At 45.0% G+C, this 23,572-nt stretch carries 29 protein-coding genes; 6 read left to right on the forward strand and 23 right to left on the reverse strand.

What is annotated here, in order from left to right; all coding sequences use genetic code 11:
• Positions 1-291: 291 nt before the first annotated feature.
• Complete coding sequence (locus tag CN378_RS14875) at positions 292-426, forward strand: YqzM family protein (RefSeq protein WP_098353140.1); 135 nt, start codon at positions 292-294, stop codon at positions 424-426.
• Positions 427-578: 152 nt separating this feature from the next.
• On the opposite strand, the gene CN378_RS14880 is transcribed toward CN378_RS14875, so the two are convergent.
• The 3 genes from CN378_RS14880 to CN378_RS14890 all read right to left on the reverse strand — a co-directional run bounded on the left by CN378_RS14880 (position 579) and on the right by CN378_RS14890 (position 4,119).
• Positions 579-2,861 (reverse strand): DNA internalization-related competence protein ComEC/Rec2, encoded by a 2,283-nt coding sequence (locus CN378_RS14880; protein WP_098353142.1) that lies wholly within the window; start codon positions 2,859-2,861, stop codon positions 579-581.
• Complete coding sequence (locus CN378_RS14885) at positions 2,854-3,417, reverse strand: ComE operon protein 2 (protein WP_098353144.1); 564 nt, start codon at positions 3,415-3,417, stop codon at positions 2,854-2,856. Before CN378_RS14885 ends, CN378_RS14880 begins: the two co-directional genes overlap by 8 nt.
• A 78-nt stretch (positions 3,418-3,495) precedes the next feature.
• Complete coding sequence (locus CN378_RS14890) at positions 3,496-4,119, reverse strand: helix-hairpin-helix domain-containing protein (RefSeq protein WP_098353145.1); 624 nt, start codon at positions 4,117-4,119, stop codon at positions 3,496-3,498.
• An 80-nt stretch (positions 4,120-4,199) separates the two neighbouring features.
• On the opposite strand from CN378_RS14890, the gene comER reads away from it, so the two are divergent.
• Positions 4,200-5,021: a late competence protein ComER gene (gene comER, locus CN378_RS14895; protein ID WP_098353147.1), complete on the forward strand. Its 822-nt coding sequence runs from the start codon at positions 4,200-4,202 to the stop codon at positions 5,019-5,021.
• Between the two features lie 113 nt (positions 5,022-5,134).
• On the opposite strand, the gene CN378_RS14900 is transcribed toward comER, so the two are convergent.
• Genes CN378_RS14900 through CN378_RS14935 form a run of 8 tightly spaced genes read right to left on the reverse strand, consistent with a single transcriptional unit; the run spans position 5,135 to position 10,134 of the window.
• A complete protein-coding gene (locus tag CN378_RS14900; protein WP_098353149.1) occupies positions 5,135-5,881 on the reverse strand; it encodes a class I SAM-dependent DNA methyltransferase in 747 nt (248 codons plus the stop codon).
• Positions 5,882-6,235 carry a ribosome silencing factor gene (gene rsfS, locus CN378_RS14905; RefSeq protein ID WP_098353151.1) on the reverse strand — a complete coding sequence of 118 codons (354 nt, stop codon included), beginning with the start codon at positions 6,233-6,235 and terminating at the stop codon, positions 5,882-5,884.
• 4 nt (positions 6,236-6,239) lie between these two features.
• Positions 6,240-6,806: a bis(5'-nucleosyl)-tetraphosphatase (symmetrical) YqeK gene (gene yqeK, locus CN378_RS14910; protein WP_098353153.1), complete on the reverse strand. Its 567-nt coding sequence runs from the start codon at positions 6,804-6,806 to the stop codon at positions 6,240-6,242.
• Positions 6,799-7,368, reverse strand: a complete 570-nt coding sequence (locus CN378_RS14915) for a nicotinate-nucleotide adenylyltransferase (protein WP_098353155.1) — start codon at positions 7,366-7,368, stop codon at positions 6,799-6,801. The genes yqeK and CN378_RS14915 overlap by 8 nt, the downstream gene beginning before the upstream one ends.
• 11 nt (positions 7,369-7,379) lie before the next feature.
• Positions 7,380-7,673: a ribosome assembly RNA-binding protein YhbY gene (gene yhbY, locus CN378_RS14920; RefSeq protein ID WP_098353157.1), complete on the reverse strand. Its 294-nt coding sequence runs from the start codon at positions 7,671-7,673 to the stop codon at positions 7,380-7,382.
• Between the two features lies 1 nt (position 7,674).
• Positions 7,675-8,505 (reverse strand): shikimate dehydrogenase, encoded by an 831-nt coding sequence (gene aroE, locus CN378_RS14925; RefSeq protein ID WP_098353159.1) that lies wholly within the window; start codon positions 8,503-8,505, stop codon positions 7,675-7,677.
• Between the two features lie 10 nt (positions 8,506-8,515).
• Positions 8,516-9,616 (reverse strand): ribosome biogenesis GTPase YqeH, encoded by a 1,101-nt coding sequence (gene yqeH, locus CN378_RS14930; RefSeq protein ID WP_098353161.1) that lies wholly within the window; start codon positions 9,614-9,616, stop codon positions 8,516-8,518.
• Positions 9,613-10,134, reverse strand: a complete 522-nt coding sequence (locus CN378_RS14935; protein ID WP_098353163.1) for a YqeG family HAD IIIA-type phosphatase — start codon at positions 10,132-10,134, stop codon at positions 9,613-9,615. Before CN378_RS14935 ends, yqeH begins: the two co-directional genes overlap by 4 nt.
• Positions 10,135-10,586: 452 nt before the next feature.
• Here CN378_RS14935 and sda point away from each other — a divergent pair, with 452 nt between their 5' ends.
• Positions 10,587-10,727, forward strand: coding sequence for a sporulation histidine kinase inhibitor Sda (gene sda, locus CN378_RS14940; RefSeq protein ID WP_044339579.1), 141 nt, complete (start codon positions 10,587-10,589; stop codon positions 10,725-10,727).
• Positions 10,728-11,069: 342 nt separating this feature from the next.
• Entirely contained in the window at positions 11,070-11,609 is a 540-nt protein-coding gene (pssA, locus tag CN378_RS14945) for a CDP-diacylglycerol--serine O-phosphatidyltransferase (protein ID WP_098353164.1), read from the forward strand.
• Positions 11,610-11,678: 69 nt separating this feature from the next.
• Here pssA and CN378_RS22685 read toward each other — a convergent pair whose 3' ends face one another.
• Complete coding sequence (locus CN378_RS22685) at positions 11,679-11,816, reverse strand: hypothetical protein (protein ID WP_179884936.1); 138 nt, start codon at positions 11,814-11,816, stop codon at positions 11,679-11,681.
• 197 nt (positions 11,817-12,013) lie between these two features.
• On the opposite strand from CN378_RS22685, the gene sigK reads away from it, so the two are divergent.
• Positions 12,014-12,730 (forward strand): RNA polymerase sporulation sigma factor SigK, encoded by a 717-nt coding sequence (gene sigK, locus CN378_RS14950; protein WP_034757411.1) that lies wholly within the window; start codon positions 12,014-12,016, stop codon positions 12,728-12,730.
• Between the two features lie 470 nt (positions 12,731-13,200).
• Here sigK and CN378_RS14960 read toward each other — a convergent pair whose 3' ends face one another.
• The 6 genes from CN378_RS14960 to CN378_RS14985 all read right to left on the reverse strand — a co-directional run bounded on the left by CN378_RS14960 (position 13,201) and on the right by CN378_RS14985 (position 17,844).
• Complete coding sequence (locus CN378_RS14960; protein ID WP_179884937.1) at positions 13,201-13,341, reverse strand: YrzI family small protein; 141 nt, start codon at positions 13,339-13,341, stop codon at positions 13,201-13,203.
• Positions 13,342-13,969: 628 nt separating this feature from the next.
• A complete protein-coding gene (locus CN378_RS14965) occupies positions 13,970-14,203 on the reverse strand; it encodes a YrhC family protein (protein ID WP_179884938.1) in 234 nt (77 codons plus the stop codon).
• Between the two features lie 102 nt (positions 14,204-14,305).
• Positions 14,306-15,442, reverse strand: a complete 1,137-nt coding sequence (locus tag CN378_RS14970) for a bifunctional cystathionine gamma-lyase/homocysteine desulfhydrase (protein ID WP_098353171.1) — start codon at positions 15,440-15,442, stop codon at positions 14,306-14,308.
• A 2-nt stretch (positions 15,443-15,444) separates the two neighbouring features.
• Positions 15,445-16,368, reverse strand: a complete 924-nt coding sequence (locus tag CN378_RS14975; RefSeq protein WP_098353173.1) for a PLP-dependent cysteine synthase family protein — start codon at positions 16,366-16,368, stop codon at positions 15,445-15,447.
• 128 nt (positions 16,369-16,496) lie between these two features.
• On the reverse strand, positions 16,497-17,189 hold the full coding sequence (mtnN, locus tag CN378_RS14980; RefSeq protein ID WP_098353174.1) for a 5'-methylthioadenosine/S-adenosylhomocysteine nucleosidase: 693 nt from the start codon (positions 17,187-17,189) through the stop codon (positions 16,497-16,499).
• A gap of 16 nt (positions 17,190-17,205) precedes the next feature.
• Positions 17,206-17,844, reverse strand: a complete 639-nt coding sequence (locus CN378_RS14985) for a class I SAM-dependent DNA methyltransferase (RefSeq protein WP_098353176.1) — start codon at positions 17,842-17,844, stop codon at positions 17,206-17,208.
• Positions 17,845-18,030: 186 nt separating this feature from the next.
• Between CN378_RS14985 and CN378_RS14990 the strand changes: the two genes are divergently transcribed.
• A complete protein-coding gene (locus CN378_RS14990) occupies positions 18,031-18,237 on the forward strand; it encodes a DUF2536 family protein (protein WP_098353178.1) in 207 nt (68 codons plus the stop codon).
• Between the two features lie 40 nt (positions 18,238-18,277).
• On the opposite strand, the gene CN378_RS14995 is transcribed toward CN378_RS14990, so the two are convergent.
• From CN378_RS14995 to CN378_RS15015, 5 genes are all read right to left on the reverse strand, one after another.
• Positions 18,278-19,009: a YrrS family protein gene (locus tag CN378_RS14995; RefSeq protein WP_098353179.1), complete on the reverse strand. Its 732-nt coding sequence runs from the start codon at positions 19,007-19,009 to the stop codon at positions 18,278-18,280.
• A 120-nt stretch (positions 19,010-19,129) separates the two neighbouring features.
• Positions 19,130-20,884, reverse strand: a complete 1,755-nt coding sequence (locus tag CN378_RS15000) for a peptidoglycan D,D-transpeptidase FtsI family protein (protein WP_098353181.1) — start codon at positions 20,882-20,884, stop codon at positions 19,130-19,132.
• Positions 20,885-20,983: 99 nt separating this feature from the next.
• Positions 20,984-21,460 (reverse strand): transcription elongation factor GreA, encoded by a 477-nt coding sequence (greA, locus tag CN378_RS15005; RefSeq protein ID WP_034760526.1) that lies wholly within the window; start codon positions 21,458-21,460, stop codon positions 20,984-20,986.
• A gap of 173 nt (positions 21,461-21,633) precedes the next feature.
• On the reverse strand, positions 21,634-22,269 hold the full coding sequence (gene udk, locus CN378_RS15010) for a uridine kinase (RefSeq protein WP_044339568.1): 636 nt from the start codon (positions 22,267-22,269) through the stop codon (positions 21,634-21,636).
• 5 nt (positions 22,270-22,274) lie between these two features.
• Complete coding sequence (locus CN378_RS15015) at positions 22,275-23,552, reverse strand: peptidase U32 family protein (RefSeq protein ID WP_098353183.1); 1,278 nt, start codon at positions 23,550-23,552, stop codon at positions 22,275-22,277.
• Positions 23,553-23,572: the final 20 nt, after the last annotated feature.

Below are 23,572 nucleotides of genomic sequence, written 5' to 3' on the forward strand. Positions count from 1 at the left end.
GCACTCTCCATTAAGTCTTTTCTCTACTCTATGGTAAAAAAGCTTTTTGGTTTTGGCAAGGGGTAAAGGGGACATCCCTCATATAGGACACCCCCTATATCTATATTAACGCTGACGGATAAGACCTAGGAACCTTTTCCGTCAAGCGGTATTTCCTTTGTATTGATTAGTGTCACCACACAACCATGAACTTATGGGTGACAACTCTTGTCAGTAAAGGAAAAAGTAAAGGGAAGTATAGATTTTTCAGAAGCGTTGTTCTATACTAGAATAGAAATAGGAGGGGTAATTGTGAACCAATTTGAAAAGAATGTACAATCGAAAAGAAATGATGCAGTAGATTCAGGTGTAGCCTTCGGTGTTTCTTTTGGATTCTTTGCATTAATGTTCATTATTGCAACAGCGATCAAGTTCATTGGATCTTAATGAAAAATAGGAGGCAGGCCTGAAAGAAAACGGTTACTCCAACTTCCATATATGGTACTTCCGGTATCATACGTATGGGTTGAAGGCACCTGATTCTTCGTGATGGGTCTGCCGCTTTTTTCATTAGCGCTTAATTTGTTTTGTTCTACATCCTATGGCAGGTGGGCAGAAAACGTTCCTTTTTTATACCAAAAACGATAGGTGACCGCCCCATTCCTTCCCGTATTATAAATTGTCAATCCCCTGCTCTCAAGCCTCTTCATCACATCAGGATGAGGGTGGCCGAAGCGATTGGTTTCCCCGGCGGAGATCACCGCGACGGCAGGATCCAATTCATCCAGGAACTCTTCCGTGGTACTCGTTTTGCTTCCATGATGACCGACTTTCAACACATCCACCGGAAGATCGAATGTACGATTGAACTCTCTTTCCCCTTCCTTCTCCAGATCCCCTGTAAATAGCCATTTCTTTGATCCGATTTCACCGTATAACACAAGGGAGTCATTATTTCCTTCATACCGATCATCAAGGGGGGAAACGATATGCAACCCGTCTTCATCGCCCCGCCAAGTGTGCGGATACATCGCTTCTTTCACCGGAATCCGCTTTGTCCTGGCCATTCTCACCAGTTTCTCCACTTCCGCTTTCGCTTGGCTGCCGGGACTGATCAATATATCCCCCACCCTCATTTCTTCCAGGACAGCCTCCGCTCCTCCGATATGATCCAGATCTCCGTGGGTCAGGATCAACGTATCGATGGAGGTGATTCCCCTGCTTTTTAAAAAAGGCACGACGATGTCTTCCCCCACAGAAAAGGGGTCTTTTTTTTCCTCCCATTTTTCTTTCGGGAACTGCACTTCCCCTCCTGCATCAATCAGATACGTCCCCCGATTATAAGGGAGATCGATGAGGGTGGCATCACCCTGTCCAACATCAATGAACACAATCTCCCCATAGGGATGGAAGGCGTTCATGAAAAGGTGAAAAGACGTGAATACAATCAGCCATCCAACGGGAATAAATGCCCTCTTTTTTTCCATTCCGACAAAAACACAGTAGATGAGTATGAGGTAACACAGTAAAAATAAAAAGTGCGGCCTCCCCATCACCATTGTACTGAAAGGAAGCGAAGGCAAGATTGAAGAGATCCATTGAATTCCATCCAACAGCGTCTGATAGAGAGACAGGATCCATTCAGCGGATGAAAACGTCATGAAGAAATAGACGACGATGGCCATCGGGAGGATGAAAATTGAAAAAAGGGGTACATAGAGAAGATTGGTCAGAAAGCCGATCAGCGGAAACTCATAGAAATGATAGATCACGACGGGAAGGGATGATAACTGGGCAACAATCGTTACGCTGCATAGTTGCCTGAGTGATGACGACGCCTTCAGTATTGTCCCGGAAGACATGACGAGGGAAAAACTGACCAAAAAAGAGAGCTGGAAGCCCACATTGTAAACTGAAAAAGGGTCGTAAAGGACGAGCAGAAGGAACACAACGGCTAAACTGTCCATCACACTGATTTTACCTGCTGCCTTTCTCGTGAGGATCAGGACGATCAGCATGGAGGATGCCCGGACGACAGAGGGTGAGCCGCCGGTCAATACAATGTAACAGAGAAGGAACGCAATCAAAAGCCACGACGACACTTCCCTGGTGATCCCCACCCTTAATAAAAAATAATGAAGGAACGCAAATAAAAGGCCCACATGAAGACCTGAAATAGCCAGTAAATGAACGACACCCAGCTCCCTGAAGGCCTTCATTGTGTCCTCTTTGATCATTCCCGTCTCCCCGAATAACAATGCCTGTGTGATACCGACAGTAGAAGCCGGAAATTCCTGTTCGATTTTTTTTAATCCTTGAAACCTGAGACGGGTGAGGTTGTGTTTCCATGAGCTGTTGTCCGCACAATCCTCGAACGCCTGTACCTCAAGGATCCAATAGACCCCTCCATGTGACAGATGGTCTTTATAATTGAATAAATTCGGATTTTTGTTTTGCTCCGGCTCTATGAACGTGCCGTTAACACGGCATACATAACCGGGGCGCAGCTTCGCAAATGTCTTTTTTTCTTCCTTGGAAGAAAAATAATGACGCATCAGCACTTTCTCATTTTCTTTCTGAAGTGTCACGAGGGACACAAAGGAGCTGCCGTCAATGGTCGGGATGTCATCGATGGACACACGGAGGCTGGAAGGTTCATCTTGAGGGGATATTCGTGATTGTTGATGTTTTTCCTGGAACGTGTTCAGGAAGGAAAGAGTGACAAATAAGAAAGAAAGGATGGGGATGGTACGGGTCATTTTTCTGAGGAAAAGTGAAAGTAGGAGGAGGACAAAGAGAACAGCACCCCACCGGAAATGAAGTGCCAATAATGTCCCTGACAAAACCGCCAAAGCCAGGTAGAGGCATAAACCTCTACTCATCAAAAAGCTTTATGTATTCTTGTTCATAATGGCGAAGTTTTTCCTCTGACACTCCCTGTTCCCTCAGGTCTTCTATCAGTTGGATCATCAAAGATGCTTTTTCACTGTGTTTGACATCGATGCTGCTTTCCTGGAAGGGTACTTTTTCCACATGGACGCCTGCCTTTTCGAATAGTTCAATGGCATAGGGATGATTTTTGTAGTCTTTTGCGTAATAGACCGTTTTGATCCCCGCCTGGATGAGCGCCTTACAGCATTGAAGACAGGGAAAGTGAGTCACGTATATGTCCGCATCCTCTGTTCCGACTCCGAACTTCGAACACTGCAGGAGGGCATTCATTTCGGCGTGGATGGTCCTTACGCAGTGATTGTCGATGACATAGCACCCCTCATCTATACAATGATCACCTCCTGCTATGGAACCGTTATAGCCGCCTGCAATGATTCTCTTATCACGGACGATGGTTGCTCCCACCGCGAGCCTCGTACACGTACTGCGGAGGGCAAGCAGCTGACTTTGAGCCATGAAATATTGATGCCACGCTATTCTTTCCATCCCCATTCTCCCTTCTGTATGTTGAGATATTTTTTGATGCTTGTTTAAGTGTATAAAGAGTCCCTCTGTTTCGTCAATTCATTGGACAAAAATATGCTCTTTTAATTTCTCGAATGTTTTTTCACCGATCCCCGGGATGTTTGTGATCTCTTCAATGGATGTAAACGGTCCATTTTCTTCACGATGTTGGACAAAAGTGGCGGCTTTCGATGGACCGATTCCAGGCAGGGTTTCGAACTCAGCTTGAGAGGCTGTGTTGAGATTGAGTTTCTCCTGTCCCGAATCCGCCTCTTGAGGAGAAGAGGACTGAATCTCAAGGGGCATATCCATTTCACCGATTTTCGGGACATAGATCATCATCTCGTCCGTCACCCTGACGGCGAGATTCATCAATTTTTGATCAGCGTCCTTAGTGAATCCACCGGCACGGTCAATGACAAACTTTAACCGATCCCCCTGCCCGACCTCATAGAGTCCCGGGTTCACCACTTCCCCCTTTACGTCCACATACACTTTCTCCCGACGCTCTATTTCTGCTGCCTCTGGCTTTACTTCCTTCTCTACCGCGACGGCTGTGGTCGTGGCTAAAGTCTCTTCGGCGGGAGGATGGGAAGCATTTTTCAATATATATGCAATCAAAAAAACGGCACAAATCATAAGAGTCACAAGGATCGTTCTGTACTTTTCGATTATGGACCTCACGTGAAATCACCTCTTGTGGAATATTCATTGCATGGGACTCATAAGTTTTAGGAGAGTGTGTGATAGAAGGAGGGCTGAACATGAAGGTAGGTATCATCGGGACCGGAAACATGGGGAAAATCATTATTGAGGCTCTCATTGAATCAAAGGCGATTTCTCCTTCGCATCTTCATATTACAAATCGTTCATTAAAAAAAGCCGAAGATATAAAAGAGAAATTCCGCAGCGTAAATGTAGCTCATTCAAATGAAGACGTCATTTCTTCATCTGACTTAATCTTCATCTGCGTCAAGCCACATGATGTATATGATGTGATCGAGGAGAATAAGAAAAGCTTCACAAAGGACAAATGCGTCGTTTCCATCACGAGCCCGGTAAGTGTGGGTCAGTTGGAGTCATTATTATCCTGTTCTTGCGCCCGATTCATTCCAAGTATCACGAATCGGGCTTTGAGCGGTGTTTCCCTTTTGACGTATGGAAGTCATTGCTCAGATAAATGGAGACGGGATTTATCGAGGCTTGCCGGCCACATCTCTACGCCGGTGGTGATTGATGAAAACGTGACACGGGTAGCTTCTGACATCGTCAGCTGCGGGCCGGCTTTTTTCAGTTATGTGACTCAAAGGTTCATTAATGCTGCTGTGGAGGTGACGGAAATTGATCCTGAAACGGCAACCGTCCTGGCATCTGAAATGCTGGTCGGACTTGGGGACCTGTTAAAAAAGAACATCTACACATTACCGACACTACAAGAGAAGGTCTGTGTGAAAGGCGGGGTGACCGGTATAGGGATTTCCGTGATGGAAAGGGAATTGGGGGATGTTTTCGAGAAATTATTTGAAGCGACACAGGAAAAATTCGTGGATGATATCGAAGGGACGAAATCACAATTCGGAGTCTAATCAGACTCCTTTTTTATATTTCGACACAAAATGATTTTTTCCTTCTTTTTTCTAAAATTTTTTTCAGAAATAAAATAACCGGATCACTCTCTTTCAGAGACGATCCGGTTTTGTTATTTCTTTTTGCACGCAAAGAAGATTCTTTCGCTCTGGTCAGTTGGGGAATGCTCCGTGAAATCAGCCGTGATTTTCAACACATCGAATCCGGAGCTTTCCAGCCACTCCTTTAACTGAAGGACCGGATACGTACGCTGTTTGTGCAGTTCTTCCACTCTCCCGTACTGTCCGGTGTCTTCATCCTTCACGAAGAACGTCAGCTCATGCTCTACACTGTTGGGGACTTCCCCGGGGAAGCAATCCCAGATGTAGGAAACATGATCATCGGTAAGTGTGAAGGTCTGGTTCATGAATATCTGCGTCATCTTGAATATCGAATGAACATCAAAAAGGAATAACCCGTCCTGCTTCAGATGGGCATGGACACTTTGAAATGTATTCTCCACGTCACCCTCGTCTTCCAGGTAATTCAACGAATCGCAAAATATCGTGATGATATCATATTCCCCAAGCGAATCAAGCTTTGACATATCCTGTTGGAACAATTGAACCTGGACATCCTGTACCGATGCCTTTTCCCGGGCGATCATGAGCATATCTTCTGATAAGTCGACACCCGTCACTTCGTACCCATGCCGTGCAAGCCTCAGTGATAACTCCCCTGTTCCACAAGCGATATCCAGCACTCTTTTCCCTTGAACCTGATAGTCCGCCGCCTGCTTATTAACATACTCCAACCAGCCGTCATATGGGACGTCCTGCATTAAATAATCGTATACATAAGCAAAACGTTCATAACTCATTTAGAGGTTCTCACCTTGTCCGACTTCGACGAATGATGCGTCTCCCCATAAGCGTTCAAGATTATAGTAACCTCTTTCTTCTTTATGGAACACGTGAGCGACTACATCACCCAAATCAACTAAGATCCAGCGTGCCTGATCAAAGCCCTCTAATCGCTTAACGGTGTATCCTTTTTCTTCTGCTGCGTCTTTCAATTCACGGGCAATCGCCTGTACCTGCTTATCCGAGTTCCCGTGGCAGATCAGGAAATAATCCGCAATCAACGAAACACCTTTCATATCTAATACAACAATATCCTCAGCGCGTTTGTCATCAGCGGCTTTATACGCTAATTCCACTAAATTTTGTTCCATTCCTTCATCTCCTCTGATTTAAAGTTAATTCATTATAAAAGCGAAATGTATCCGGATAAATCGCTTGGTTTTTTTTCATCAAAAACGTCATTGTATTCTGAAGAGCTTTGATGATGGCCAGGTCCAGAGACTCTTGAGCGAGATCCCTCACTTCATCCACTCCTGGAAACTGACGATTCGGTTCAATATAATCTGCCAGATAAACCACCTTGTCGAGAACGGTCATTCCTTCTTTACCTGAAGTATGGAAGCGGATGGCATCCAGGATTTCCCCGTCTTCTATCCCGACTTCACGTTCTACGAGAAGAGCTCCTACCGGCGCATGCCACAGCTCGCCATTATAGAGCAGCAGATCCTTCGGCAGGTTCTCCCTTTCAATGATCGCTTTCATTTCCTGTTTATCACGGAACTTTGCATAGTCATGAAAAATCGCGGCGGTTTCGGCCTTTTTCACGTCGGCTCCATACCGTCCGGCAAGCTCGATACTCGTCTCCATGACCCCGCATGTGTGAATGTAGCGATGCTCCGTTAAATGTTCTTTCACGATTTCCAGCGCTTTTTCTCTATTCATACAACTTCTCCTCCTTTATGAAACGATACACATCGTCGGGAACTAAATAACGTACCGATTGTCCCTTCCTCACTGTGTCGCGGATGTAAGAAGAAGAAAGATCGATGGCCGGGACTTCGATCAACTGCACATCAAAAGAAGTCTCGTGGGAATAGGCGGGGCGGTTCACCCCGATAAACGTCACCATTTCCAGGAGCTCTTCGATTTTATGCCATTTTGGAAGATACTCGATCATATCCCCACCGATTATAAATGAAAATTCGGTGTTCGCTTCCCTTTCTCTCAAAAGCTTGATGGTGTCATACGTATAGGAGGCACCCTGTCTTTCCAGTTCGATCCGTTCAATGGAAAAACGGGGATGCCCCTTGATGGCTGCCTCCAGCATAGAGAGGCGCTGATTCACCGATACCCGTTCATCCACCTGTTTATGAGGAGGCACATGGTTGGGAAGGAAACGGATTTCATCCAATTGTGCCTTTTGAAGCACCTGCTCGGCAATGACCAGGTGACCCATATGGGGAGGATTGAATGTCCCCCCCAGAAGTCCAACCTTTTTCTTCATCGTATCAATCCTTATCTTGGTAGGATTAATTGCTTGTTTTCTTTGGATTCTTTGTAAAGGACGATGGTATTACCGATAATCTGAACGATTTCAGCCCCTACGCCTTTCGATAGCTGATCTGCAACCTCAGACTTATCCATATCGCAATTTTGAAGGATGCTGATTTTCATCAATTCCCTTGTTTCAATTGCTTCTCCGATCGTTTTGATCATATTATCATTGACTCCGCCCTTCCCTACTTGAAAGACCGGATTTAGGTGATGTGCCTCTGAACGTAAAAATCTTTTTTGTTTGCCTGTTAACATGTTAACCTCCTAGTTGTTGTAAAACGGTGTTCTTCATGATCGAATAGGAAGGAAAGATTCCTGTCCATTTCTCAAATGAGAGTGCTCCCTGGAAAACGAACATATCGAGCCCGTTTTGCGTAAGGGCACCTTTTTGTTTAGCTTGCTTCAGTAATGCTGTTTCTAATGGGTTATAAATAATATCGCTGACGATGCTTCCCGCTTTTAACCTGTTGATCTTCAATGGACTATCTTCCATATGCGGAAACATGCCGATCGACGTCGTCTGGATGATCACATCATATTGGTGCAAAGCGTTTTCGGCAGCGGCAAGAGTCAAATACGAAGAGTGTAATTCAAACGGGCATGCTTCCATCATGTTCTCTGCCCTGCCGGGGGTGCGGTTGGTTACATCGATCGTCTTCACTCCCGATGAGGCAAGTGTATAATAGATGGCCTTCGCCGCACCCCCCGCTCCGATGATCAGCATCGATTTATCTTCAAGTCGATCGCCTGCCACCTTCTTCAAGCCCTCAACAAACCCAAGGCCGTCCGTATTATAACCGATCAGCTTGCCATTTTCATTCACAATCGTATTGACGGCGCCGATGGCTTCAGCCAATGGATCGATTCCGTCCAACAAAGGCATGACATGCTCCTTATGGGGAACCGTCACATTGACCCCCTGGATGCCGAGTGCTTTGATGCCGCTTATGGCCTCAGAAAGCTGCTCCTTCTTTACGTGGAACTTGACATACTCAGCGTCCATCCCACTATCTTTAAATACACTATTATGCATCAGGGGAGACATGGAATGAGCAATCGGGTCCCCTATTACACCATAAAGAGCCATAGAACCCCTCCTAGATCAATGATTTTCTCAGGAACACGCTGACGCCCTTTGGAACGTGGGCGGCAATGGTCGCTCCTGCATCATTCACGGTAATCCATCCCAATCCGGAGAAGACGATATCCGTTTTGGCTTCTTTGATCCTAAACTCATGTCTTACAAGTGGCGGAAACGTATCCATATCATCTTTTCTAGGCGGCTGCAGCAATTCACCCGCGTGATTTTTATAAAGCTCATCAGCCTTTTCAATCTTCGTGCGATGGATGGACAGCTCATTTGAGAAATAGCATGTAAACGCCTGACGCTCACCGGCCATGAAATCAAAGCGGGCCAGTCCTCCGAAGAACAAGGTTTGTTCCGGATTCAACTGGAACGTTCTTGGCTTGATCTCTTTTTTAGGCGTAATGATTTTCAAGTCCTGCTTATCTACAAAATGTGCCATCTGATGATGATTGATGATTCCAGGTGTATCGATCAGGGATTCTTCATCATCCAATGGAATTTGAATCATATCGAGAGTCGTTCCGGGGAAGTGGGAAGTCGTGATGACATCCTGCTCTCCGGAGACATGCTTGATGATACGGTTAATGAATGTGGACTTCCCTACGTTCGTGCATCCTACCACATAGACGTCCTTGCCATTCCGGTATTCTTCGATCGCTTCGATGGCATCTGAGATTCCCTGACCCTTGGCGGCACTAACCAGCTGAACATCGATCGGCTTTAATCCCAGCTGACTGGCTTCGTGCTTCATCCAATGAATCAGCTTGGAGTGCTTGACCGACTTAGGAAGCAGGTCCACCTTATTTCCAATCAGCAGGATCGGGTTTGACCCGACGAACCGGTGAAGCCCCGGCAGCCAGCTCCCGTTAAAATCAAAGATATCTACAACTTTGACAATCAATCCTTCAGAGTCACCAAGCTCATTTAATATTTTCAGGAAGTCATCATCGGTCAACGGGACATCCTGGACTTCATTATAATGCTTCAATCTAAAACAGCGCTGACAGATGATCTCTTCTTTTTGAAGAGCCGAAGGAGGCGCATAGCCCATGCCTTCTTTGTTTTCCGTCTGGATTTCAACGCCGCAACCTATACATACAACTTCACTCACTGTTTATCCTCCCACTCAAGCATGCCTTTACGCTTGAAAAACTTCATGATTCTCCGTTCTACTTGACGATTGAACTTGGTAAAGAAACCATCTGATTGAGCCACTGGAACAACCAGAATCGTATGGAAACCACTGCGATTCCCACCCAATACGTCCGTTAAAAGCTGATCGCCGATGACAACCGCCTCTTCCTTCTTTACGCCCATTTGCTGTATCGCTTTCTTAAAAGCACGTCCCATCGGCTTCCTCGCCTGGAATATAAAGGGGACACCCAAAGGCTCAGCGAATGCTCCCACGCGGTTTTTATTATTATTCGATACAATGGTGACAAGGATCCCCTGCTCCTGCATCTCTTTAAACCACTGAATTAATTTCGGGGTGGCGTTGGGCCTATCCCACTCTACCAGCGTATTATCCAAATCGGTAATGATGGCCTTGATCCCTTTTTCCTTAAGATGCCCCGGGCTGATACTGAAAATATCCTGGACCTGTTCATTCGGTAAAAACTGCTTGATCACGTGCTACACCTCAAATTTCTTTATCGATTATATGAAAATGACTTTCGATTTTCTTCATTCATTGAACGTCCCCCTGGAAAGAAGGAACGATTTCTATATTATACCTTTAACCTATAACAGATTAATGATAACCAATTTTACATACAGATTCAAAATAAATCATATATATTCCTGGAATTCCAAACATATTCCTTATAAAAATAAATATTTTTCGACAAATTTCCAGTTTCTTTCTTACCTGTGGATAACCTTATTCACATTATACAGAACATAAACATCGCTCATTTACCAGTTATATACAAGTTAGTCACAACTTATCCACCGTGAACTGTGGATAACGGAACGCTTGTTCTGCAAAAATAAATTTGGTAAAGTTTAATTACTACTTAAAACGTAACTTACATGGGTTTCAAAATAAAAAGTTGATGATTATATTATAGGAGGTGGCATTAATGAGGAAATTATCGGACGAACTGTTGATTGATTCTTATTTCAAAGCGTTGGAGCTGAAACTCAATACAGAATTCATTCGCCTCATCGAAATGGAAATTCACCGTCGATCTCTTACTAATAAAATAAAAGCTACTTCGTAGAATACTAACATGAAATGGGACGGATTTGTTTAAATCCGTCCTCTTTTTATTGAATGAACTCTCCGATCGCATTCCCTGAAGGCCGTCCCAATCCAGTGCACTTTTCAGACTCCGTCATCTTCACTGAACCGTGTTTCATACACAATTTTGAAAAACGACTAACTTTCACAGTTTAATAAGTATATAATAAAATATTGTTATATACTATATGTATAAGAATCTTTTTTCACTGTGTGCAGTAACAATCAATGGTAATCGGTTGAACGGGCAGCCATTCAGGCCTTTTTAACCCTGCTTCATGTTCAACAGTGAACAATCTTAATGATAAGGAGTGAGTGATGGTTGTTTCTCTCCGGCGTTATCGATCAAACATTCAAAAAGCTTAAAGCTCAAACAGCCAACCTGATTACATTGTCCAATCTATCTTTAGGTGGTTGCGCTATCATTTCCATTCTTCATAACCAATTACATTTAAGTTTGATTCTTATCTTCACAGCCGCCTTAACCGACCGGTTCGATGGAATGGTGGCGAGAAAATTAAACATCGAATCAGAATTAGGAAAACAGCTGGATTCCATGAGTGACATTATTTCCTTCGGCGTGGCCCCTGCTTTGCTTCTGTACACGGCCGCTCTCAGTCAGTTTGATTTTCCCGGCATCTTTTTCACGATTTTATACTTAGCATGCGGAGCTTATCGATTGGCACGCTTTAATATTTCGGATAATGACGGCTATTTTACCGGGTTACCCATTACTGCAGCCGGCTGCTTACTGACGATGTGCTATTTTGTGATTCCGTTTGTTTCAAGCGTTCTGCTACTATGTATCGTGATCGTTCTGTCGATCCTGATGATCAGTCCGTTTACGCTAAAAAAGGTGTAACGCATACAAGAGAGCCCTGTTCCATTATGAACGGGGCTCTCTTTGGGTATTCATGAAATTCTTATCAGGCTAACAGTTATTGACATACCACCATCCACCAAATAAGAAAAGCAGGATGAGTAATACGACGACAAGGGCAAAATAGAATCCTCCACCACCATAGCAACCTGGATAGACTGGGCCGTAACACGGATATCCATAAGGCATGGCCATACCTCCTCACTCACTTTTACTATCAGTATATGTACATGGGTAAATAGCGTATAGGCAGTTTACATCTTTATTATAGAATTCATTTTGGAAAAAAATGTTCCATTTCCCGATTACTTTCACCGGACATGCAAGGACATTCCTTCCTTATCATATGAATGAGTATAGGCTTAAGTCCTTATGGAGGTGTAAATATGTCCGGAGTTCTAACAGCACTGGGGTATTTCTTTAAGGAGTTAATTTTCCTCGTTTCTTACGTTAAGAATAATGCCTTTCCTCAACCGTTATCCGCTGCAGATGAACGAAAGTATCTAAAGCTGATGGCGGAGGGGGATGAACACGCCCGCAACATGCTCATCGAACATAACCTGAGGCTGGTTGCCCACATCGTCAAAAAGTTTGAAAACACAGGCGAAGATCCAGAAGATTTGATTTCCATCGGGACCATCGGATTAATCAAGGCGATTGAAAGTTATTCAGAAGGAAAAGGGACGAAACTCGCCACCTATGCGGCCCGATGCATCGAGAATGAAATCCTCATGCACCTCCGCGCCCTCAAGAAAACCAAGAAAGACGTTTCCCTCCACGATCCCATCGGCCAGGATAAAGAAGGCAATGAAATCAGCCTGATCGATATCTTAAAATCGGAAAGCGATGATGTCATTGATACGATTCAATTGAGCATGGAGCTTGAAAAAGTGAGAAAATACATTTGTGTCCTCGACGAGAGGGAAAAGGAAGTCATCGTCGGGCGATTCGGACTGGACTTAAAAGAAGAGAAAACGCAAAGGGAAATCGCTAAGGAATTGGGGATTTCCAGAAGCTATGTCTCCCGGATTGAAAAACGGGCGCTTATGAAGATGTTCCACGAATTTTATCGGGAGGAAAAAGAAAAACGGAATAAATCCTAAAAAAAGAAAAGCGGCCCGGGGCCGCTTTTCTTTCCGTTTTCCCTACTCCACACTCACTTCAGCAGAAATGATCAAACCAATCACAGATGTCAGGATAAGGCCCATTACCATTGAGAACATCGCGTTCCCCTCCTTCATGCTAACTGGATTTCTTACTATTAATGTATCACGAAAAAACGGATATTCCCCTGCCATTCGTGAACAACTCTTTACTAAAAAATGACAGATATGTGACCACGAGAACAAAAGGAGGACCCCCTCAACCACCAGAGATCCTCCTTTTTGTTATTTCATCGGCCGCGTCTTCTTTCTATGGAAGAAAGCCGACCAAATGATAATATTCAAAAACATCATTCCACCACCTTCTGTTTCGTTAGGCAGTATCCTTCTCTACCCATAGCGCATTCAGCATTTTCTCCTGTACATAAATCATTTTTCATTCTCCTCTCCACTGGTTGGTTTTCTTAGGATTAAAACAATTGAGACATGTAGTGCTGCTTTGTTTTCGTTTCTTCATAGCTTTTTGAAACCGCTTCGTTGTGGGAAGCTTCTTCAAATGTTTCTTGTTTCTTGTTGAAGGTTACGGTTATAAATAAAAGATTCAGTGTCATACGTATCACCCCTTTCAAAGTGCCTGCAGTAATGCAGGACATAATAAAAAGCCACAAAGAGACCGGTCCTTGTGGCACAAAAAAGCCACAGGGACGTACATTCTCCCTGTGGCTATCAGTTAATGGAATTCAAATTAAGCAGAAAACATCCCACAAGCGGTCGAATGATAAAAACAATATGAAGTTGTGTCTCTTTTTCCAATAAGCACGAACATCTTCTTCGACCTCCCTCTTGTGATTTTTTTCTTACATTGGTTAGTATATCCAATTCCTGATGTAATGTAAACTCTTTTCTTCAATATTTTTTCTACAAATTCCCACAATAGTTGACGTGAAAAAACGGATCCTCAATGAGGACCCGTTTTTCTTTATTGTCCAGCTGCGGGGCTTAGAGGCTCGAGGTCATAAGTCTAACCTGCCATAAAGGCAAAGAACGCCTTTCCGGCAGGTTCGTCTTATGCTTGTCGCCTCTGGGCAAAGCCCTTCCGCTTTTCTTATTGGCCAGCTGCAGGGCTTAGAGGCTCGAGGTCATAAGTCTAACCTGCCATAAAGGCAAAGAACGCCTTTCCGGCAGGTTCGCCTTATGCTTGTCGCCTCTGGGCAAAGCCCTTCCGCTTTTCTTTATCTATCATTCATCCGCAGACTGCAGATCTTTTTTATATTTGATGGCTCTTGTAAAAAATAATAGTGACATCCCGAGTAAGATGACGGTTCCCGTCATGAGGGTGACCGTTTTACCAGGAGTGACGGTTTCTGTTGGAATGATGACACCTAAATACATAAAGACACTTAGTGCAAGTAACGTAAATCCAAATCGTTTAAAGTCAACGACCTTATGTTGAACGGTCTTTTTGTTTTCCATGTGCATTCACCTACTTTAGAACTAGTAAACTCTCATTCTATGGTAACATATGAATGCATGCAGGCTGCCATGTAATTGATACCAGTTCTGCCACACGCTTCCCTACTTGGAAAGGGCGTTCTCGATATCTTCAATAAGGTCTTCTACATCTTCAAGACCCACAGAAATGCGGACAAGTCCGTCTGTGATGCCAAGTTCGTTTCGACGGTCCGCCGGAATGGACGCATGGGTCATGCGGGCAGGAACCGAAATCAGGCTCTCAACCGCTCCCAGGCTTTCAGCCAATGTGAAATACTTCGTGTTGGTTAACAGGCGGTCCGCATTCTCTTCGCTGCCAACATCAAAGGAAACCATCCCCCCGAATCCTGATGCCTGTTTCTTGGCAATGGCGTGATTCGGATGGGTTTCTAATCCCGGGTAGTACACCTTTGATACTTTTGGATGGGCAGTAAGGAACTCGACGATTTTCCTTGTGTTTTCTTCATGCTCTTCCATTCTAAGTCCAAGTGTCTTAATACCGCGGATCAATAACCATGAATCCTGCGGTCCAAGGACCCCTCCAGTGGAATTCTGAACGAAGAATAATTCTTCAGCCAATTCTTGAGAGTTCACGACCACAAGCCCCGCGACCACGTCACTGTGTCCGCCGATATATTTCGTCGCACTGTGTAGGACAATATCTGCACCAAGTGCGATCGGGTTTTGCCAGTAAGGTGTGCTGAACGTATTATCGACGATCGTCAGCAGATTGTGTTTCTTCGCTAATGAAGCGGCCGCCTCGATATCCGTGATCTTAAGTAGTGGATTGGTCGGTGTTTCGATATAGACAGCTTTTGTATTCGGTCGAATGGCCTTTTCGATATTGTTGACATCACTTGTATCAACAAATGTGGACTCTATTCCGATCCGGTTTAACACTTTGGTCATCACGCGGTATGTTCCCCCATATACATCATCTGTCATGACGATATGATCCCCGCTGTTGAACATCATCATGACTGCTGTGATCGCCGCCATCCCAGAGCCGAATGCAAAGCCTTTTTCGCCGCCTTCGAGATCTTTGATCAGTTCTTCAAGGGCGTGACGGGTGGGATTTCCTGAACGTGAATATTCGAACCCCTTGTGTTTTCCCACTTCATCCTGCTTATACGTACTCACCTGATAGATGGGGGTGGATACGGCACCTGTTTGAGGATCTGTCGGGATACCACCGTGTATTAATTGTGTTTTCTTTTTCATGATTAGATTCCTCCTTGGTATATTTTCTTACTTAAATATCGTTCGCTTGAATCAGGGAAGATCGTGACGATATGGCTTCCCGGTTTGGCTTGTTCCGCTTCTATAAGCGCTGCGTGCAGGGCTGCCCCGGAAGAACTTCCCACCAGCAACCCTTCCCATGCTGCAAGTTCTTTTACTCTCCTGAACGCATCCTCATCCGTAACGGTATGGATGCTGTTAAAAAACTCATGATCCATATAATCCGGGAGAAACTCCATGCCGATCCCTTCCGTTTTATGTGGTCCCGACTCCCCCCCGTTAAGAATGGATCCTTCAGGTTCGACAATCACCGTTTTCAACGTGCTCTTCATTTCCTTAAGATAACGGGCAGTCCCCATGAAGGTTCCGCCTGTTCCTGCACCGGCGACGAAGGTATGAATCTGACCGTCCATCTGTCTCCAGAGTTCAGGTCCCAACGTTTTGTAATACGTTTTCGGGTTGGCCTCATTTCCGAATTGCTGCGGTGAATAGGAGTTAGGGATTTCACTCACCAATTGTGCAGCCTTCGCGATGGCTCCCTTCATCCCTTCTTCCGTAGGGGTGTGGACGATTTCCGCTCCCAGGGCTTTCATCAGCTCCTGTTTTTCCATGCTGAATTTTTCCGGGATACAGAACATCACTTTATACCCGGAGTTCACCGCGGCCAAAGCCAGCCCGATCCCCGTATTGCCTGCCGTCGGCTCGATGAAGGTACCCCCGGGCTCTATCTTGCCGCTCTCAACGGCATCCTTCAATAGCTCAAGTCCCAGCCGATCCTTCACGCTGCCTCCGGGGTTGAAGAATTCAAGCTTGGCAAAAAGGCGGACGCCGTTCTTAAGCGGGAAATGTGTCAGTTCGACAATCGGTGTATTTCCTATCAGGTCATGTACACTTTTATACACGTCCATGCATTCAATCCCCCTTCAAACAAAAAACTGACCCATTTACCAATCGATTCTCTAAAGTGTGATAGGAAACCAAACATGTATCACTGGTCTAGAGAAGAAGGCGCCTGGGTCAGCTTATATTCGTTGTATTAAACAGATTTAACGATATTCATGACCATTTTGGCCGAATGCAGTGCAGCTTTTTCCAGATATTGATCAAAGGAAACATCTGATTCCTTACCGGCAATATCCGAAAGGGAACGGATGATGACAAATGGTACATGGAATTGATGGGCCACCTGTGCAATGGCTGCCGCTTCCATTTCCACTGCCTGCAGATCCGTGAATTTATCCCGGATCGCATCCACCCGCACAGGATCATTCATGAATGAATCTCCGGTGGCAATCAAGCCGGATACCACCTGTGCGTCTCCAAGCTCCTTCACGCTGTCGATGGCCGTTTGCTTCAATTTCTCATCAGCCTCAAACGCTGCCGGAAGCTGTGGAACCTGACCATATTCATATCCAAAAGCCGTTACATCCACATCATGATGTCTTACTTCAGTAGAAATGACGACATCCCCAACATTTAGAGAAGGATCGAATCCTCCTGCTGACCCCGTGTTGATGATGCAATCCGGCTTGAAGTGCTGCAATAGGACCGCAGTCGACATCGCTGCATTCACTTTCCCGATTCCTGAACGAAGTAAAATCACTTCTTTACCACTCATAGTACCGCTTGTATATTCACACCCTGCGATCGTTTCCACCGTTGGGTTTGAAATATTCTCTCTAAGTAGGGCTACTTCTTCTTCCATTGCTCCGATGATGGCGATTTTCATTCGTTAATACCTCTTTCTACTGTTTAGTCGCCTCCATGATCCACACAAACGCATTCACTTGCTGAAAACGGACCGAAAACCCCTTCTTCACTAATAAATTCTCAAGTACATCGAGAGTGGTGTAATATTCCCGTTTAAGATCTTCAGCAAGGTTATAGAACTCCTTCTTGATTGCCTGGGATATGGCGGCTTGATAGTGCTGCTCTGTTTCGAACATCGTATCAGCAAATACTATTTTACCACCTTGTACTAGGAGCTTTCCATAGATGCCGAAAGCTTTTCCCTTTTCTTTGTCGGTTAAATGATGAAATGCATATGAACTCACAATGGAATCGACTTTTCCTTCAAAGGAAAAGTCGAGGAAGTCTCCGTCTCTGAACGTGACACGCTCACCCAGCTTTTGCATTCCGACCGCTCTCATTTCGGGAGAAGGTTCAAAAGGGATGACCTCAAGCCCTGCATCAAGTAATTTCTTCGTAAGATTTCCCGTACCGGGTCCAAACTCGACGACCCTTCCCCTCGAACGGGAGACCACTTCGTCCAGAATGGATTCATAGTGTTCGAATACTGCTTGATATTCCAGATCTTTCCCTGTCACTGTATCATCATAAGAATCTGCCCATTCCTCGAACAGATCCAAAAATTCTCTACCCATGGTTAAGCACCTCAGCCACATTAAGTTTATAATTCCTATAAACATACTATGAATTAAATTTAAAACTGTTATTAAATTATCATATTCTCCTGACTTATTCAACAAATATTATTTGTAAAAAGGGGAAAGGGACTCTAAAATAAAGTGGATAACCCTATTAAGAACATGCATAAGAAGGAGGTTTCCATGAATATTTCATTTGATTTAATAGAAGATAAAGTGGAATTTTTTGAGGCAGACAGCTTGCGTACCCTGGAGAAGAAGGTGGACGAACAAATCCAGCATAATAAAGCGATCATGCTGAGTGTGCACCATGTCGATCATGCTGTCTCCATCGATGAGAACGGCAGACGATTGTACAGTGCCATGGTTCATTTTAAAGTGAAGAAATAATTCATGTAAAAAGGCCCTTNNAAGGGCCTTTTTACATGAATCAGTCTTTATCATTTTCCTTTAGTTCCTGGACTTTCGTCGGCTGCCATCCTTTGCCGTCGATCCACTGCAAATACACTCTGTAAGGCGTCTTTGTATCTTTGGCCGTCACGGTCGCCATCGACTTCTGGGGACCGCCATTCCCTTCTACCCACCAAACGGTCATGTTGGATTCCGGGATGCCTGTGGCATAAGAGATCGCCTTGATTTTTTCCTGCCAGTCGACAGAGCCTTGTTCATAGGAAGAAACGTGTTCACCTGTTTGCTCGGTACCGATAGGCTTCCAGTCAGGGTGCACCATGTTTTTCTCCACATTGGTTTCGTCACTTTCCTCGACTTTCATCTTACTATCGTCTTCACCGTCTAAAGCGACACTTTCCTTGTTTTCATCAGCGGATTCGTCTTGTTTTTGTTCATCCTCTTTTTTCTTTTGTTCGTCTTCTTTTTTCTTTTCATCGGCTTTATCGTCTTGATCCGTTTTTTCCCCTGAATCGTCCTTATCATCCATGGAAACGGATTTGTCTTCTTTGTTTGCATCTTTATCGCTGCCGGCATCTTTTGTTTCTGAATTCTTCGGAGCGTCAGTCGTCGCCTTTTCGTCTCCCCCGCCGCCGAATACGATGGTGCCTCCGACAACGACAATCAGAAGAAGTACGACTGCAATCATTATGTTTAAAATTTTATTTGTATTCTTTTTGGATCGTTTATCTAATCGAGATTGGTATTTCGCCATATTGTTCCCTCCCTATTATCCTAAACATTTTAACATGATAAGAGGAAAAGAATAAAGCGAAACATGATCCAACCCATCCATAAAGGGAAAAAGGTCGCAGGACCATTGGACACAACAGTTTTAGTTTTCCAGATGATAGATGGCATCGACGCTGTCTTTGAAGATCGGGTAGATCCCCCCCTCATCGATTTTCACATCCATGTTGACGGCAACCAGGGCGTATTTGGGGTTTTCAAAGGGAAAGTAGCCTGCAAACCATTTATTATACAATTCGTTTGCCTTCACTCTTTCGCCCCGGTAATTTCCTGTCTGTGCGGTGCCGGTTTTTCCAGCGATGGCATAAGCAGCGTTTTGCAGATAGGGTGCCGTTCCTTCAGGTGAGTTCACCACGCCCCTCAGGTACTGCTGAAGCTTCATGGCCGTGAATGGTGTGATTGTTTCTCCTTCGATCTTCTGTTTAGGGAAGGTAAACATATTCGTCCCATTTTGATATTGTACGGAAGATACGGCACTCACCTGGAATTTCTCTCCCCCTCTGGCGATGGTCGCCATCATATTGGCGATTCCGAGCGGGGTGACGCGCACTTCCCTCTGTCCGATCCCCGTTTGGGAAACGTAGTTCGGATCTTTCCTCTCTTCGTCGGATGCGAAGATCCTTCCTTCACTCACATTAAGCTGTGGAAAGTTTTCATAATGATAGACGTTCCCTTTCCAGGCAATGTCACCGATCAGTCCGATCTTCCCGGCATACTCATCCAGGAGGTGATCATCCTTCTCCGTCAGCTCTTTCGCTAAATCCGCAAATGTCCGGTTACAGCTGACAGCGATACTCGTCTTGATATTGATGTTTCCGTGTGGCTTTTCGGCCGCTTCCCCGCGGATGTCTTCATCACACGGGAAAAGCCTGCGTTCATCCACGATCCCCTCATCCAATGCTGCTGCCGCAACGACGGTCTTAAACACAGAACCAGGGATCAGCGCTTTCAGCATATAATTGGTTGCGCCTCCACTGAATGGGTCACGGCTTTTCATGACAGGTCTTGACACACTTGCGACAATTTCGCTTTTTTCAATATCAAGGAGCAGTAATCCCCCCTTTTGAATGTTATACGTATCGGCAACTCCCTCAAGTGCCTGCTGCATCCTGGCATCGATGGTCGTTTTTACATTGAGGGGGTAAAAGGGATTGGCAGGGGCGAGGTATTTTACATCTACACCGAATAACGGGCCCCCTCTTGCATCGACATGATAGATCAGTCTTGCTTCCTCTTCAGCGACCAGCCACTCATCAAAGCTCTCCTGCAGGCCGGAGACCCCGATTTTCTGATTGGCCCCCTTTACTCTGTCAGGGTAGCGCTCGTGGAATATTTCTGTATTTTCCCCCGTCACCCCGATTAGCTGTGAGGCTGGCACCTCGCCGCTTTTGAACTTTTTGGCAAGAGCGAACACGCCCTGTATTTCAAGGGAATTGATTTCCTTCATCTGTTCTTCCGAAAGCCTTAAGGGTTCTTTCCCGCCGAAGATGATTGGCCCTTTTGCTTCCTCCACCTTGGTTTGGATCGTTTGCGGGGGAACATGAAGGATATCTGCCACTTTTTCCACCGGCCACTCCATTTGTTTGAGGAACGGAAAGAGGACAAGGACGTTTTTCTCTGTAAACGTAAGGGGCTCCCCGTTCCGGTCAAGAAACTCCCCCCGGCCTTCATCGATCACCAGTGCTTGCGTCCGTTGAGCGACGCTTTCTTCAAGAAGATTGATTTTGTGTTTTGAATAGGATTCAGTTTGAAATAATTGCAGCTGCATCAATCTCCCTGAAAGGGCAAGAAGAGCAAGTAATAAGAAGACGCTGAACAGCCTGATTCGTTTCCGTTTCATTTTGTCACCTCGTCCCCATTGTTGACGAGTTTCATACGAATTAATCTGTTATAGGCACAAAAAAAGAAGGGGCTCGATTTTGAGCCCCTTCCAGGGTGATCAGCTTACTTCTACAATTTTGACGCTCATTTCCCCGCCTGGAGTCTGAACGTTCACTTCAGCGCCCACTTTGTGTCCAAGGAGGCTTTTCGCGATAGGTGAATCATTTGAAATCTTTCCTTCAAATGGATCCGCTTCCGCACTGCCGACGATGGTGTATGTTTCTTTGTCGCCGTCAGGCAGTTCCACGAATGTCACTTTTTTACCTAATTGTACTGTATCTGAATTCATATCATCTTCTTGGATGATTTTCGCATTGCGAATCATGTTTTCTAATGTGGAAATACGACCTTCGACGAATGCTTGTTCATCTTTTGCTGCGTCGTACTCCGAGTTCTCGGATAAATCCCCGAAGCTGCGGGCGATCTTGATGCGCTCAACGACTTCTTTACGTTTAACCGTTTTCAAATTCTCCAATTCTTTTTCTAACTTTTCTTTACCTTCTGCTGTCATAGGAAATACTTTTTCTGTACTCATGACCCTCTTCACTCCTTTTCTATCCAAGAGCTTCCCCATGCTCTTTATGTAAATGTGCTGCGTATGTAAAGGGAGGGAATGGAGGGAGAATCGCTTCTCTCTCCATTCCCTGCTTCTTTACAATGTGGGAAAATGGTACAACTCGCCTATATGTCTTTATCTATGCTATCGTATTACAAAAATGACTTTTGTTCAAGAATTGTTTGAATTTTTGTTACCATTAAATCGATTGCCACGTGATTATGACCGCCTTCAGGGATGATGACGTCGGCATATCGCTTCGTCGGTTCGATGAATTGATTATGCATGGGACGGACGACTGTAATGTACTGATCGATCACGGAATCGATGGAACGGCCGCGCTCTTTAATATCCCGAAGCATTCTTCTGATGATGCGAAGATCGGCGTCTGTATCTACATATAGCTTAATATCCATTAAGTTACGCAATCTTTCATCTTCTAATACTAAAATTCCTTCTAAAATAATCACATCTTTCGGTTCAACGAGAATCGTATCATCCGAACGGGTGTGCATTTTATAATCATACACCGGCTTATTGACGGGCTGATGATCTAAAAGACCGTGCAGATGCTGAATCAACAGATCATTATCAAAGGCTAATGGATGATCATAATTCGTTTTCAGACGTTCCTCAAAAGGTAGATTCGATTGATCTTTATAATAATAATCCTGCTGCAGCATTAATATCGAATGACCCTGAAATTGCTCATATATGGCTTTGGTGACACTCGTCTTCCCAGAGCCGGATCCTCCTGCTACACCGATCACAACGGGTTTATGCTTCATAAGTATTAGGTGTTCTCCTTTCGCATCATGTTATCAGGATATACTCGCTGATGAACGTTGAATTTCACAATTTGTAACGGGTGACGGGCCACGTCAAGCTCATTTCCGCGCTCATCCCACATCTTTTCTACCACTTGGGTGAAGTTCGAAATTTCAGGACCGAAGAATTCCACTTCCTGCCCCGTCTTAAAATGGTTCCGTTGCTGCAAGGTGACCATTTGGGTTTCTTCATCGTAATCCAATACAAGACCGACAAATTCATAATTTGTATTTTTCTTGTTATGGACACCGAACATCTGCTCCTTGAATCCCGGTACCCCTTCAAAAAAAGCAGGGGCAGTGTCACGATTCGCGCATTTCTCCAGTTCGTCCAGCCACTCCTTTTGAATCTTGAAGTTGTCGGGATCCTTACAATATTCATCGATCACTTTGCGGTACACGCTAACGACAGTGGCTACATAGTGAATGGACTTCATGCGTCCCTCAATCTTCAAGCTGTCGATCCCGAGTTCAATCATCCTCGGGATGGACTCGACGAGCTTAAGGTCTTTCGGACTCATGGCAAAAGGGGCTTCGCCGCTTTCGAAAAGGGGATGTTCATTCTCTCCGTCGCTTTCATACAAATCATAATCCCAGCGGCATGATTGACAGCAACCGCCCCGATTCGAGTCGCGGGCCGTCATATGGTTACTTAATGTACAGCGTCCTGAGTAGGCAATGCACATCGCCCCATGAATAAAGGTTTCGATTTCAATATCCACTTTTTCTTTCATTTCACGGATTTCGTCGCCGCTTGCTTCACGGGCCAACACGACACGATCCAGGCCTTCTTCTTTCCAGAATTGGACGGCCTTCCAGTTGGACAAGGACTGCTGGGTACTTAAATGCACCTCAACATCCGGAGCGACCCTCCTGCAGGTCTCAATGATGAGGGGATCTGCCACGATGATACCCGCGACTCCCGCTTCCTGAAGCCCGCGCAAGTATTCCTCTAGCCCATCCATATTCTCATTATGGGCGTAGATGTTCGTGGTTACATAAATCTTTGCACCATATTTCTTCGCAAACTCAACGCCCTCTTTCATATCTTCCAGGGTGAAGTTACCGGCATTTGAACGCAATCCGTATTCCTGTCCGCCGATATAGACGGCATCTGCCCCATAATGGACGGCAATCTTCAATTTTTCCAGATTACCGGCAGGTGCCAGTAGCTCAGGTTTCTTCACAATGACACGCTTTCCATCTACCATCTGGGATATAGGGGTTTTCACAACCGTGGTCATCGTAACTCCTCCGTTCTGAT

Source organism: Bacillus sp. AFS015802 (genome assembly GCF_002561455.1).
Classification (GTDB): domain Bacteria; phylum Bacillota; class Bacilli; order Bacillales; family Bacillaceae_B; genus Rossellomorea.